Here is a 12,578-nt window from a genome sequence, read left to right as displayed (position 1 = left end):
TAAGATGATGAAATATTTAAACGTAAAAGATTTACTTTTTACAATTGTTTTTACAGCCTTATGGATTGGTCTAATATATAAAAAAGCTGGACTATATGATTGGATATTCCAATTCGATAATATTTTAATAAGTTATTTAGTTATTGCGATACCGATTATTATTTATGCTACCACTTTAATTATGTCACGTATCGCTAAAGTAAAGTTTTTAAACAAGAGTAACGATTAAATAAATGATATTTCCTAAAGGTTTCGGTAAAAATAAAAACACATTTTAATTTAAAACGATTTTGAAAAAGTTAAATCATTCTAGAAATAAATATGTTATGATAGAAAAATGTAAATTTAATGAACGGTAATGAGGGTGACTGACTTGGAACATGCATTAGGTCAAGGTTGGAGTATTTATCCAGCTGGAGGAGCAACAGGAGAAGCATATTATGCGGTTGACCATTCAGGGAATCAACGCCTTTTTATCAAGCGGAATTCCTCACCTTTTTTAGCTGTCTTGTCTGCGGAAGGAATTGTTCCTAAGCTATTATGGACAAAAAGGCTTGAAAGTGGCGATGTAATTATAGCACAAACTTGGGTTCAAGGTAGACAGTTAAAAGGTCTTGAAATGAATGATCATTGTACTTCTACTATCTTGCGGAAAATACATCATTCATCGGAACTCTTAAATATGTTAAAGCGTATTGGAAAAACACCTTTGACTCCAGAAGATATTTTAAATCGTATAATTCGTAAAACGAACGAACTAAATGAAAATGACAATTTAATAATTAAAGATGCTATATCATATTTACAGACATCAATAGCTGAAGTGAAAGTTGATGTGAAATATGTTGTTTGTCATTGTGACGTAAATCATAATAATTGGATCATGAGTGATGAAGGTGACATCTTCTTAATTGATTGGGATGGAGCAATGATTGCAGATCCTGCATTAGATATAGGAATGCTATTATACTCATACGTACCATTCGAAGAGTGGGGAAGTTGGTTAAAGCAATACGGCGTGGAGTTAACAGATGATTTAAAGAAAAAAATGCACTGGTACGTTGTAGCACAAACAATTTTATCATTACTATGGTATGTCGGCCGCGATTCGACTGCTGAAGTACAAGCTGCGACCGACAGATTAGAACAAATTTTAACTAATAAACAATAATACGACAAATATTTCCTAGGTAATATTAAAATTGTTGATTAGTGAAACTATCTATGGATGAAATCCAATTGTCTAAATGACCATTATGTTGAACAATATGATGTTCTAAATGTTGGTTATTTTCAGGTACCTTACTGTAATTATATATATCTTTTAACGTATTCTTCATGTCATAAGACAATGATTGATCATTTACTAGTGATTGGACAATACGTTGGATTTGTTGGCATTCACTCATAGAACCACAACAGTCAATCTTATGATTAGTGAGTATGTCATATAGTAAATGCAGTTGATCGTTTGAGGTAATTGGCATATAAGTCACCCTTAGTTTTTTTTATATAGTGTGCCTAGAATCGTTAGAAAATATCCTTAAAAGGGGCTGACGGAATCGATCATTACGATCAATTCTCGTCGCCCCTTTGCTCATGCTTCCTAAATTTAATTCTCGTATTCCCTTTGCCAACTATTTTCTTCGTTTCTTTACACATTTTCCTATATGGAATGGATGTTTCCCACTCTTCTTTGAACGGAAAGGGTGTAATTGTGATTTCTTCTTTTGAAGACCAAAACAACTCGAATATTGTTTCTTCATCCCCATTTTTATAACTAATTCCATTCTTATACCATGGGTGTTCATTGCTTTTAGAAACCCCAGGCTCATTTAAGCAAACATATAAAGAAAAGTCATCACAAAGTTTTAAAAAGCTTAGATCTTTTTCTGAATTAGTCCTCAGCTTTAGCCAATTTTTTAGTTTTTGCTGCCTCTTTTTTTCATTCGATAGAAAACGCAAAATTTCTTTGTCGTTTCTTCCGTTGTAAAACGAACAGTAATGGAGTGATGTTAAAAGGGCACAATGCGGATATAACTTTTCTAACTGTGATATTCCATTTTTGTAAATAATTAATTTTTCAGATGTCGGATATTCTACAAAGTCATACGGTTTGTTGCTTTTATAGTCCCATTTAGGTTGAAGATCTTCATCATACCAAGCAAAGTCATGGTAAGTTGCTGTCATAATTTGATTAAATGTAGCAAGCGGAAATTCACTATTTCCCCATTGAAACGCAATTTCTCCAGACAATAATCCGTGATCATGTTGGGTATATAAGATAAAATGGTCGTTCTCTTCAAAAATGATCATGACAATTCTCCTTAAGTCGTGTTTTAAAGTTAATATTATGCTATGATAACTGTTGTTTAAAGGATAACATAACGCAAGGAAGTGACATCAGTGAGACTTAGAAATGATCCAAAAGCAGAGGAAAAGTTAGCAGAGCATCCTACTGTTGTTGTACAAGAACCTGAGAATTATAAAGGCAAATGGAAAACCATTTTTAAAAATGATAATCCAATTCATATTGAAATAGGTACTGGAAAAGGTGGCTTTGTAACAGGTATGGCCAAACAAAATCCAGACATAAATTACATTGGAATTGAGCGATTTACCACAATTGTCGTAAAAGCGATGAATAATATTGTTGATGCAGATATTAGTAACGCAAAACTGTTAAATGTAAATGCAGTTAATATATTGCAATATTTTGAAGAAGGCGAAGTAGATCGTGTCTATTTAAATTTTTCTGACCCTTGGCCGAAGGATCGTCATGCTAGACGTAGGTTAACTTATAAAGATTTCTTAGACAATTACAAACAAATTATGAAGAAAAATGGTGAAATTCATTTCAAAACTGACAATCAGGCGTTATTTGAATTTTCCTTAGAAAGTTTTTCTAAATATGGGATGTTGTTGAAAAATATTAGTTTAGACCTTCATAAAAGTGATATAGAAGGTAATGTGATGACTGAATACGAAAGAAAATTTTCAGAAGAAGGTATGCGTATTTACCGTTGTGAAGCTCAATTTATTAGTTGATTTTTTAGTGCTTAGGATAAAAAAGAATCTAGACAGGCCGGACTCATTCAGATTGTTAATTTGAACTAGTTCGGTTATTTTTTTATAAAAATTGTTGCTTCGTCAAAATACTTCGCTTTCCACGGGCACGGCCTCATGCTCGCAAGTAAGCAAAAACAGCTTTCTTACGGGGTCTTCGGACACGTGCTGTTCCCGTAGGAGTCTCGGTATTTTGACTACGCTTCACACAAAAATACTCAACAACCTCTAAATTGAATAATTGTTATGTTCGTTCCACCTCTTTTGACATTTGGAATAATTATTATTTTTTATAATTTCTAAAAATGGTAAACTATAACAGACAGTACAAGTGTAGGGGGCATATGGATGGAACAGCTGAAAATTGGAGATATGACAATAACATGGCTCGATGGTGGTGTAACTCATTTAGATGGCGGAGCAATGTTTGGTGTAGTGCCAAAGCCACTTTGGAGTAGGTTTTATGAAGTAAATGAAAAGAATCAAATCGAACTTCGGACAGACCCGATGCTTATTCAGGTAGAAGGAAAGAACATATTAATTGAATCAGGTATTGGTAATGAAAAACTTTCTGAAAAACAACTGAAAAATTTTGGAGTTACTTCGCAATCAAATATTGATTCTTCATTAAATGAACTACAATTAACGACAGATGATATAGATATTATATTAATGACACATATGCACTTTGATCATGCTTGTGGTTTAACGAAATGGGATAATGGTGAGCTTGTACCTACTTTTAAAAATGCCATTATCTATACAAGTGCTCGTGAATGGAATGAAATGAAACAACCTAATATTCGTTCTATTAATACTTATTGGGAAGAAAATTGGAAGCCAATCGAACATCAAGTGAACACGTATGAACAAGAGCTTGAGGTTATTCAGGGGATAAAAATGGTGCATACAGGTGGTCATAGTGATGGGCACTCGATCATCTTAATTAATCGAGATGGTGAAAATCTTATCCATATGGCAGATCTAATGCCGACACATGCACACCAAAATCCGTTATGGGTTTTAGCATATGACGATTATCCAATGGATTCGATTATGCAAAAAGATCGTTTGTTAAAACAAGCGAAAGAAAGTAATACATGGTTTCTTTTCTATCATGATGCGATTTATCGTGCACTTAAATGGGATGCAAAAGGCAGCATTACACAATCAATAAAAAGAAAATCGTAAGTTCATAAAAATTCCCATTGGAAAAAATACAAATCGCTGATAAAATAATATCTGCGTGACCAAGACAAATAAATATACATTATTTTGTAACAAAATTCTCATAAACTACCATAGAAAAGCTAACAAACTATGGTATGATATTGCTAGATTAAATATAGAGACATCTGGGGAGGAAAAATAGATGAAAAAATTATTAACTGTAATGTTAACAGCTTTATTCACATTCGGAATTTTCTCAACTGCAGTTTTAGCTAACGGTAACCATAACGAACCGGCTGGAATGAAAGATGCTGTTGAAGAAAGATTATCTGGATTATATTATGACTTTAAAGAAGGTTCAGTACATTTAGCAGAAGTAGAAACATTCACGGTGATCAGAACTGTTGAAGAAAAAGTAACAAATGAAAAAACTGCAGCAACACAAACAGTTGTTACAGATAAAGAATTCACGTATGTTGCAGCTGTTGCTCATTATGAAACTGTAAGAGATGATTTTTACATCACTTCTCATTCAAAAATTGTTTATTATGAAGTTGAAACTGGTAAAGCTGTAGGTAAAGAAAGTTTAGCTGATGTTGACGGAATTGCAGATTATCAAGCAAAGCATAAAGATGCATTAAGTACACATATGCATTGGGGCCTTATTTTCTTCGTTAATTTATTAGTAGTAATTATCCCAGTAGTCATTTTAGTGATCTGGTTAAAACGTGCATACTCTACTACGGAGTATCAAATTGCTAATAACATTTTAGGACAAAATCAATCTTTTAACTAAAAGCAAAAGCTCCCTTAATTGGGAGCTTTTTTCGTTGCTAGTTATCCGCTATTCTTCATTTACTTCAATTAATGTTCCAGTTTTTGCACTAATAACAAATTCAAAATGTGAAAGCTTTCCATCCTTTACTTTGGATATGCCACCGCGATAAACGTCGTGAATGATACCATCTGCATCAAATGTTTCTTTTCCAGTATTTATCCACGATCCTTCTATTGGCCCGCTTTTCTTAAAGGCTTCTTTTGCAAGTTTTAGCGCTTTTTCAGCACTAATATGTTCTTTACTTAATTGCGTTTGTAATAAAAGTGCAGTAGCTGCACCAACTCCGACTCCGAGTAAAAATTTTCTCCAACTCAAATGACCACTCCTTTAGTAAAGGCTCTACCTATATTATACATAATCTGAAATAGGATTGGAAAGAACGGAGAAATTTACTTATTTGTGGAAAGTTCATCTTAACTTTTGTAAAATGATGAGAGATACATAATAAGCGTATGAGGATGATTATAAAATGAATAATGAAACGAAGCAGCTCTTTAAGACATTAACTGAGCTTCAAGGTGCTCCTGGTAATGAGCATGCTGTTCGAAAGTTTATGACTGAGCAATTAGAACCATATGCAGATGAAATGATTTATGATAAGCTTGGAAGCGTTTTTGGAGTAAAGCATGGTAAAGAAGGTTCTCCAAGAGTTATGGTTGCTGGTCATATGGATGAAGTTGGCTTTATGGTTACGCAAATCACAGAAAACGGGATGATTCGCTTTCAGACGCTAGGTGGATGGTGGTCACAAGTCATGCTTGCCCAACGCGTCCAAGTAATGACAAATAACGGACCGGTAGTTGGTGTTATCGCATCAATTCCTCCTCACTTACTTGATGAGGCACAGCGTAGTAAACCGATGCAAATTAAAAATATGTTAATTGATATCGGGGCAGATGATCGTGAAGATGCAATCAAAATTGGAATCAAACCAGGACAACAAATCGTTCCAATTTGTCCATTTACACCGATGGCTAATGAGAAGAAAATTTTAGCTAAAGCTTGGGATAACCGATATGGTTGTGGTCTTGCTGCTGAATTATTAAAAGAAGTAAATGGTATTGAGTTACCTAATACATTATACTCTGGGGCAACGGTACAAGAAGAAGTTGGGCTTCGCGGTGCACAAACTGCTGCTAATATGATTAACCCAGATATTTTTTATGCATTAGATGCTAGTCCAGCAAATGATTCTTCTGGAGATAAAAATGCATTTGGTCAATTAGGGAAAGGTGCACTTATCCGAATTTTAGACCGCTCAATGGTCACACATCGCGGGATTAGAGAATTTATTTTAGACACTGCAGAAAGCAATGATATTCCGTATCAATTCTTTGTATCACAAGGTGGAACGGATGCAGGAAGAGTACATATGTCAAATAATGGTGTACCTTCAGCAGTTATAGGTATTTGTTCACGCTATATTCATACAGCTGCTTCTATTATCCACGTTGATGACTATGCTGCTGCAAAAGAACTATTAACAAAGCTTGTTAAAACAACTGATAAAACGACTGTAGATTCAATTAGAGCGAACGGTTAAATTTTAGAAGCCTTCATTGGCTTCTTTTCTTTTGAAAGGGGATCATGATGAGGATTGTAGTTGGTTCATTAAACCCAGCAAAAATTAACGCAGTAAAGCAAGCGCTAATTAATGAGAATGTTGAAGTAGATGGAATAAACGTACCTTCAGATGTTGCAGATCAACCTATCGGTGATGAAGAAACAAAACAAGGTGCAATCAATCGAGCATTGGCTACTGTGAAGGCAAGCGAAGCAGACATTGGAATTGGTTTAGAAGGTGGAGTTGTCGATACTAATGAAGGAATGCTCGTTAACAATTGGGGAGCTTTAGCGACGGCAGACGGGGATGTTTTTGTTGCAAGTGGGATGAGAATTTATTTACAAGAAGAAATCGCTCAAGGGGTCCGTTCTGGAAAAGAACTTGGTGTAGTTATGGCAGAATTTACAAAAAAACATGATGTACGTTCAAAAGAAGGTGCAGTCGGCATCTTTACAAATGGATATGTGACTCGTGTAGAGATGTTTTCCCATGTCGTCCGCATATTATTTGGGCTATACAACTATCACTCGAAGAAAGATTAAGGAGGATGTATGAATAAGCAAAGTTCTATCTTCATATATGAACTTTTATTAGCCGTTCTTGTAATATTTACTTTAATCTATGATGATGAATACCAAGCTGCTTTAGATTTGTTCGTATGGGGTTTATTTGTTGTAGACTATACGGTTAGACTATGGCTAAGTGAAAATAAGTGGACATTTATTAAGAGCAATCCATTAGACTTAATTGCCATTATTCCATTGGATCAATTTTTTAAAGCAGCACGGATTGTTCGACTATTTCGGGTTATTAGATTAATCGCAATTCTTAACCGCCGAAAGTCACTTATTGACGATTTTTTAAGGAATTATAATATTGATAAACTATTTGTATTTATAATCGCTATTATGTTTATTACAGCTATTCCGATGAAATGGATTGAGGACAGCTTTGTAACGTATGGAGACGCTTTTTGGTGGGTAATCGTAACGACAACTACTGTAGGATATGGTGACTTATATCCAGAAACGGTCATTGGTAGAATCATTGCAACATTCTTAATGATTGTAGGAGTTGGTATATTAGGGATAATTACAGGTTCTGTCGCGTCATTTTTAACAAGACGTGGTAATAATCAAGAGCTTCCCGAAGAGTTAACGTATGTTCGAGCTAAAATTGATCAATATCCAAATCTCGACCAAGATGATTATCATTTAATGATTGAACATTTAAAGAAACTATCGAAATAGCTCTTAAAAAAGAGAAAAAATTAATATTTATAGAAAAATCCGAACGCAGCCAGAATGAACTGCACCCCAATTTTTAGACACAATCTAATAATTGGAGGTGCAGTTCAGTCAGAATTACTGGAGGGTTCGGATTTTACTTATTCTAAAGAAAGATAAATGCTCTTCTTTTATTTGAACTCTTTTAGTTTTGTGCCAGCCCTACTTATTTTTAGTTTTCAAATACATAAGATAAAACTTGTAATGCTTGGTCAATCGTTTCCACTGTCACTTGTGCTTTGTTTTCAAGCTCTTTTAATGGATGATGGAGTGATTGCGGGCGAATTAATATTAACGGCTTATTTTTACTGATTGCTGCACTTGCATCCATAGCTGTATTCCACTGCTTATATTTATCGCCGAATAAGGCAATTACAGCATCAGATTTCTCAAGTAAAAGTTGTGTGCGAAAGTTATTAATACTCGCCGAAACGGCATCTCGTTGAAGTGGTGTCGGTTGTTCCCCAATAATTTCCTCCCCTATGTAATCAGAACGGTCGTGTTCTTCCATTGGTGAGAAAAAGTTTACAGAAAGATTCATCGCTTTCGCCTTTTCTTTCAGTTCTTTTCGCCATTCACCATGGATATGTCCTGCTAAGTAAACGTTTAATTCCATTTTATCGCCTCCTATATATGTAGTTTATTTTATCATTCTCATCCTCAAGATGGAAAAAACAAGCCTTGTCAACTATTGACGAAAAGAAGTATCATAATAGAAGAGAGTTTAGGGAGGAAGTATTGTGAATCATTTAGTAGCATTTAGAAGTGTTGTCATTACATCTACGTTATTTATTTTATTATTACTAGTAGCGATTCAACCAGTCCCGGAGTTAAAAGCTGTTACAACTGCACGAGACTATGTGGATGTAATATTTAAAGGGGAACGAAAAGGTGCAAATACTGTAGTTGATGAAATGGAATTTTATTTACCTACAGGGATGGTAATAGAAGGTGAATTAGAATTTAATACAATTCTAGAACAAAATGGACAATGGTTCATATTATTTTATAATCCACAAGAAAAACAATATAGTCGCTCATTATTTAAAGCTGCAATGAGAGATCGTGAGAAATATATTCTAGTTCACTCGTTTAAAACGAATAATAAATTTGGCTATTTACATGTGATGCAATTAAACGAGAATGATTACGAAATTGTCGTTTCTGTTGGAAAAGTTAAAATGACAACTAAAACGACAACTAATGAAATGACAAACAGTGTGAAACAGATGTCAGAAATAGTCCACTCTGTTACGTTTAATAATTAATAATTGGTGAAATGCTATTACTATTAATATAGTAAGGAGCTAACCCTAATGAAAAAAGTAGTAATATCACTGGCAATTTTTACGTTAATTTTCCTTATTACTTTAGCATTTGTTTATATCGACCAATGGCAACCGCGTGTATTAGATGAGCCGGTTGCTTTTTCTATTTCCCATGGTCAATCTCTGTCGGAGATTTCACTCTCTCTTAAAGAAAATGGGCTAATTAAAAGCAGGTCACTTTTCGAGATGTATGGAAAATATAAAGGATATGACCGAAAGATATCAGAAGGCATTCACTATCTTCATAGCACTGGTATAGAGACAATTTATAAGCAAATTATGAGCAGTGGACAAGCAAAAGAACGGATTACTATAACAATTCCTGAAGGGTTTACTGTTGAGAAAATTGCCCAGAAGTTAGGGGAAGCGGGTGTTGTGAATGCTGATGAATTTTTAGCAATAGCTAAAACGGGTGAAGGCATTGATGAAAGTTTATTAAAAAATATTCCAACTGTCGAAGGTACTAAATATCGATTAGAGGGTTATTATTTTCCGGACACCTATTACTTTCAACCTAATATGGATGTCATAACAGTTAGCGAGCGAATGATTGAGCAGTTCTTTTCTGTTATTAATTCTTTCGAAGTGAAACCAGATCTTCCTATTCATGAATGGGTTACACTTGCTTCAATAGTCGAAAGAGAAGCAGTATTACAGGAAGAGCGAGGTTTAATAGCTGGTGTTTTCTTTAATAGATTAAAAGAGAAATGGAAATTACAAGCGTGTGCGACCGTGTTATATGCTATTGGTAAACCAAAGGATCGCCTTTTATATAAAGATTTGGAAATAGAAAGCCCTTATAATACATATTTATCTCCTGGACTTCCAGTAGGTCCAATAGCTAGTCCAGGAAAGGAATCATTGTTAGCGGTCGTCCACCCGATTGACCATAACTTTTTTTACTATGTCGTGAAGGGCGATGGCTCTGGTGGGCATAATTTTTCAGAAACGTACAGTCAACATAACGATTATAAAGCAGAAGCATTGAAGCAACATTAAGGAGAAAATCACTAATGAAAACGTTTTTAATGAAAAAAGGTATTACATTATCACCGAAAGAATATTTTGTAACAGCATTGAGTTATATGGCACTTGGCTTGTTTTCTTCTTTAATTATTGGTGTCATCTTAAAAACGATTGGCGCACAACTAAGTATTCCATTCTTAATGGAGATTGGTAACTTAGCAATTAAGATGATGGGTCCAGCGATTGGAGTAGCGGTAGCTTATGGGTTAAAAGCACCTCCATTAGTATTATTTTCAGCAATGGTCGCCGGTATGGCTGGAGGAAGTCCTGAAGTCTTTAATGGTGGACCAGCTGGTAGTTTTGTTTCAGCATTGATTGCAACGGAGTTTGGTAAATTAGTGTCTAAAGAAACAAAGTTAGATATTATTGTCACACCTTTTGTAACCATCGTAATTGGATTCGTTGTTGCAAAATTTGTTGGCCCAGTAATTAGTAGTTTTATGCTTTCAATTGGCGAAGTTATTGTCTTTGCAACAGAGCAGCGCCCTCTATTGATGGGTATTATTGTAGCGACTGTCATGGGACTTGCTTTAACTGCACCTATTTCGAGTGTAGCAATTGCAATAATGCTACAATTAGATGGTGTTGCAGCAGGCGCGGCTACAGTCGGATGTGCTGCCCAAATGATCGGTTTTGCAACAATAAGTTATAAAGAAAATGGATTCGGTGGATTTATTGCCCAAGGATTAGGAACATCAATGCTTCAAGTAGCAAACATTGTTAAAAATCCTTTAATTTTAATACCACCTACTGTTGCTGGTATATTATTATCTCCAGTAGCGACATTGGGTTTACTTGGTCCACAAATGATTAACAATGCAGCAGGGGCAGGTATGGGAACAAGCGGTTTAGTAGGACAGATTATGACTTTCACGACAATGGGGTTTACTTGGCACATTTTTAGTATTGTGATCGTACTGCATCTTATTGGACCTGCGATTATTAGTTTGATACTATCAAGTTGGATGAGAAAAAGAGGTTTAATTAAACAAGGTGATTTAAAGCTATCACTATAATGGGGGAAAAAAGATGATAACAATTACAAAAGATAACTCATTTGAGGAACAGATTGAAAATAAAGATGCAATTGTCGTTTTTTCTGCAGACTGGTGTCCGGATTGTGTTGTTATTAAGCCAATCTTACCTGAGATTGAACAAAAGTATAGCCAGTTTACTTTTCTTTATGTAGACCGAGATGAGCATTTATCATTATGTGAAGAATATGCAATCTTTGGTATCCCAAGTTTTATTGCTTTTTCAAATGGACAAGAAATTGGTAGATATGTGAACAAAGAACGAAAAACGAAAGAACAAATAGAAGGATTTATTGAGGAAATAATAGGAAAACTAAGCTAAGTACCCCCATTACTGGAGGTACTTCTTTTGTCATTAAGAATATATGCCTTTACAATAGAAGGAAGGTATAGGAGGAGTTAATTTTGGACGAAATAAAAATGAAGAGACTGATCGAAGAAAAGATAGCAAGGGAAAATTTAAATCTTGCATATGATAATGAAAAGAAAGAATTACGTGTTGTTGATAGCAAGCTAGAAAAAGGTATTACACTATCGTTACCTAAAATTGTAGCAAAGTATAAAGATAAGAATGAAGCTGCAGTTGACGAAGTGGTCTATACAGTGGAAGAGACATTTAAAGCAATGAAAATGAACGTTGAATTAACAGGAAAAGAAAAAAATATCTTTCCAGTTATTCGTTCCACATCATTCCCTACGGAGAGTGCAGAAGGCAGAGCATTAGTCTATGAAGAACATACTGCAGAAACGAGAATTTACTTTGCATTAGATTTAGGAAACTCCTATAGGCTTATCGATGAAAAAATGATGATAGAAGAAAAATGGGATGCAAGTAAGCTGAAGCAAATGGCTTCGTTTAACGTTCGTTCATTAAAATCACCAATGAAAAAAGATAGCGTAGCTGGAAATGATTTTTACTTTATCAATACAAAAGATGGATACGACGCTAGTAGAATTTTAAATCGGACATTATTAAATGATTTTCATGAAGAAGTTACGGGCGATATGGCAGTAGCTGTACCACACCAAGATGTATTAATCTTAGCAGACCTTAAAAATGAAAAAGGCTACGATATTTTAGGGCAAATGTGTATGCATTTTTTCACAAATGGAAAAATTCCTATTACAGTTATGCCATTTCTTTATGAAAATGGTGATTTTGAACCGATTTTTGTCTTTGCTTCTAAAAGGTCAAAATAAAGAATTTCTAACAAAAGGTGAATAGCGAAAGTTAATCCGTTTGATACTACATGGTATGAATGTAAT

General features: G+C 34.6%; 17 protein-coding genes. 13 read left to right on the top strand and 4 right to left on the bottom strand.

From position 1 onward, the window contains the following. The first annotated feature begins 4 nt into the window (after nt 1–4). Entirely contained in the window at nt 5–229 is a 225-nt protein-coding gene (locus CIB95_RS13400; RefSeq protein WP_142296514.1) for a hypothetical protein, read from the top strand. Between the two features lie 135 nt (nt 230–364). After that, nucleotides 365–1,171 (top strand): phosphotransferase family protein, encoded by an 807-nt coding sequence (locus tag CIB95_RS13395; protein ID WP_332893354.1) that lies wholly within the window; start codon nt 365–367, stop codon nt 1,169–1,171. Between the two features lie 25 nt (nt 1,172–1,196). Here CIB95_RS13395 and CIB95_RS13390 read toward each other — a convergent pair whose 3' ends face one another. Together CIB95_RS13390 and CIB95_RS13385 are read right to left on the bottom strand one after the other, a co-directional pair. Further along, complete coding sequence (locus CIB95_RS13390; protein WP_094925979.1) at nt 1,197–1,487, bottom strand: YtzH-like family protein; 291 nt, start codon at nt 1,485–1,487, stop codon at nt 1,197–1,199. Between the two features lie 88 nt (nt 1,488–1,575). Continuing rightward, nucleotides 1,576–2,316, bottom strand: coding sequence for a DUF3891 family protein (locus tag CIB95_RS13385; protein WP_094925977.1), 741 nt, complete (start codon nt 2,314–2,316; stop codon nt 1,576–1,578). Between the two features lie 90 nt (nt 2,317–2,406). On the opposite strand from CIB95_RS13385, the gene trmB reads away from it, so the two are divergent. The 3 genes from trmB (at nt 2,407) to CIB95_RS13370 (ending at nt 5,032) form a co-directional block, all read left to right on the top strand. Continuing rightward, complete coding sequence (trmB, locus tag CIB95_RS13380) at nt 2,407–3,048, top strand: tRNA (guanosine(46)-N7)-methyltransferase TrmB (RefSeq protein WP_094925976.1); 642 nt, start codon at nt 2,407–2,409, stop codon at nt 3,046–3,048. 366 nt (nt 3,049–3,414) lie between these two features. Then, the gene (locus CIB95_RS13375) at nt 3,415–4,257 is read left to right on the top strand and encodes a YtnP family quorum-quenching lactonase (RefSeq protein WP_094925974.1); all 843 of its coding nucleotides are present in this window, start codon (nt 3,415–3,417) and stop codon (nt 4,255–4,257) included. Nucleotides 4,258–4,438: 181 nt separating this feature from the next. Beyond that, nucleotides 4,439–5,032, top strand: coding sequence for a hypothetical protein (locus tag CIB95_RS13370; RefSeq protein WP_094925972.1), 594 nt, complete (start codon nt 4,439–4,441; stop codon nt 5,030–5,032). Nucleotides 5,033–5,080: 48 nt separating this feature from the next. Here the strand turns inward: CIB95_RS13370 and CIB95_RS13365 are convergent, their stop codons facing one another. Beyond that, nucleotides 5,081–5,389: a PepSY domain-containing protein gene (locus tag CIB95_RS13365; RefSeq protein WP_094925971.1), complete on the bottom strand. Its 309-nt coding sequence runs from the start codon at nt 5,387–5,389 to the stop codon at nt 5,081–5,083. 154 nt (nt 5,390–5,543) lie between these two features. Here CIB95_RS13365 and CIB95_RS13360 point away from each other — a divergent pair, with 154 nt between their 5' ends. Genes CIB95_RS13360 through CIB95_RS13350 form a run of 3 tightly spaced genes read left to right on the top strand, consistent with a single transcriptional unit; the run spans nt 5,544 to nt 7,888 of the window. Continuing rightward, the gene (locus CIB95_RS13360; protein ID WP_094925969.1) at nt 5,544–6,617 is read left to right on the top strand and encodes a M42 family metallopeptidase; all 1,074 of its coding nucleotides are present in this window, start codon (nt 5,544–5,546) and stop codon (nt 6,615–6,617) included. 47 nt (nt 6,618–6,664) lie between these two features. Further along, nucleotides 6,665–7,180 carry a DUF84 family protein gene (locus CIB95_RS13355; RefSeq protein WP_094925968.1) on the top strand — a complete coding sequence of 172 codons (516 nt, stop codon included), beginning with the start codon at nt 6,665–6,667 and terminating at the stop codon, nt 7,178–7,180. 9 nt (nt 7,181–7,189) lie between these two features. After that, nucleotides 7,190–7,888, top strand: a complete 699-nt coding sequence (locus CIB95_RS13350; RefSeq protein WP_094925966.1) for a potassium channel family protein — start codon at nt 7,190–7,192, stop codon at nt 7,886–7,888. Between the two features lie 208 nt (nt 7,889–8,096). Here CIB95_RS13350 and CIB95_RS13345 read toward each other — a convergent pair whose 3' ends face one another. Further along, a complete protein-coding gene (locus tag CIB95_RS13345) occupies nt 8,097–8,540 on the bottom strand; it encodes a YtoQ family protein (RefSeq protein ID WP_094925964.1) in 444 nt (147 codons plus the stop codon). A 124-nt stretch (nt 8,541–8,664) separates the two neighbouring features. On the opposite strand from CIB95_RS13345, the gene CIB95_RS13340 reads away from it, so the two are divergent. The 5 genes from CIB95_RS13340 to CIB95_RS13320 all read left to right on the top strand — a co-directional run bounded on the left by CIB95_RS13340 (nt 8,665) and on the right by CIB95_RS13320 (nt 12,512). Beyond that, a complete protein-coding gene (locus CIB95_RS13340; RefSeq protein ID WP_094925963.1) occupies nt 8,665–9,192 on the top strand; it encodes a hypothetical protein in 528 nt (175 codons plus the stop codon). Between the two features lie 48 nt (nt 9,193–9,240). After that, nucleotides 9,241–10,251, top strand: a complete 1,011-nt coding sequence (gene mltG, locus CIB95_RS13335; protein WP_094925961.1) for an endolytic transglycosylase MltG — start codon at nt 9,241–9,243, stop codon at nt 10,249–10,251. 14 nt (nt 10,252–10,265) lie between these two features. Continuing rightward, the gene (locus CIB95_RS13330; RefSeq protein ID WP_094925959.1) at nt 10,266–11,294 is read left to right on the top strand and encodes a PTS transporter subunit IIC; all 1,029 of its coding nucleotides are present in this window, start codon (nt 10,266–10,268) and stop codon (nt 11,292–11,294) included. A 13-nt stretch (nt 11,295–11,307) separates the two neighbouring features. Then, nucleotides 11,308–11,634, top strand: a complete 327-nt coding sequence (locus CIB95_RS13325) for a thioredoxin family protein (RefSeq protein ID WP_094925957.1) — start codon at nt 11,308–11,310, stop codon at nt 11,632–11,634. Nucleotides 11,635–11,717: 83 nt separating this feature from the next. Continuing rightward, nucleotides 11,718–12,512 carry a DUF1444 family protein gene (locus CIB95_RS13320; RefSeq protein ID WP_408607233.1) on the top strand — a complete coding sequence of 265 codons (795 nt, stop codon included), beginning with the start codon at nt 11,718–11,720 and terminating at the stop codon, nt 12,510–12,512. The last annotated feature ends 66 nt before the right edge of the window (nt 12,513–12,578 follow it).

Origin of the sequence: Lottiidibacillus patelloidae (assembly GCF_002262935.1) — a bacterium.
In the GTDB taxonomy this organism is placed as follows: Bacteria; Bacillota; Bacilli; order Bacillales; family SA5d-4; genus Lottiidibacillus; species Lottiidibacillus patelloidae.
The sequence above is the reverse complement of the archived record's forward strand: the minus strand, read 5'-3'. Positions and strand labels throughout refer to the sequence as shown.

Excerpts from the sequence above, each read along its gene's own strand:
- CIB95_RS13355 (WP_094925968.1), top strand. The coding sequence starts at position 6,665 with ATGAGGATTGTAGTTGGTTCATTAAACCCAGCAAAAATTAACGCAGTA.
- CIB95_RS13370 (WP_094925972.1), top strand. The coding sequence starts at position 4,439 with ATGAAAAAATTATTAACTGTAATGTTAACAGCTTTATTCACATTCGGA.
- mltG (WP_094925961.1), top strand. The coding sequence starts at position 9,241 with ATGAAAAAAGTAGTAATATCACTGGCAATTTTTACGTTAATTTTCCTT.
- CIB95_RS13385 (WP_094925977.1), bottom strand. The coding sequence starts at position 2,316 with ATGATCATTTTTGAAGAGAACGACCATTTTATCTTATATACCCAACAT.
- CIB95_RS13350 (WP_094925966.1), top strand. The coding sequence starts at position 7,190 with ATGAATAAGCAAAGTTCTATCTTCATATATGAACTTTTATTAGCCGTT.
- CIB95_RS13345 (WP_094925964.1), bottom strand. The coding sequence starts at position 8,540 with ATGGAATTAAACGTTTACTTAGCAGGACATATCCATGGTGAATGGCGA.
- CIB95_RS13360 (WP_094925969.1), top strand. The coding sequence starts at position 5,544 with ATGAATAATGAAACGAAGCAGCTCTTTAAGACATTAACTGAGCTTCAA.
- CIB95_RS13325 (WP_094925957.1), top strand. The coding sequence starts at position 11,308 with ATGATAACAATTACAAAAGATAACTCATTTGAGGAACAGATTGAAAAT.
- CIB95_RS13330 (WP_094925959.1), top strand. The coding sequence starts at position 10,266 with ATGAAAACGTTTTTAATGAAAAAAGGTATTACATTATCACCGAAAGAA.
- CIB95_RS13400 (WP_142296514.1), top strand. The coding sequence starts at position 5 with ATGATGAAATATTTAAACGTAAAAGATTTACTTTTTACAATTGTTTTT.
- CIB95_RS13390 (WP_094925979.1), bottom strand. The coding sequence starts at position 1,487 with ATGCCAATTACCTCAAACGATCAACTGCATTTACTATATGACATACTC.
- CIB95_RS13375 (WP_094925974.1), top strand. The coding sequence starts at position 3,415 with ATGGAACAGCTGAAAATTGGAGATATGACAATAACATGGCTCGATGGT.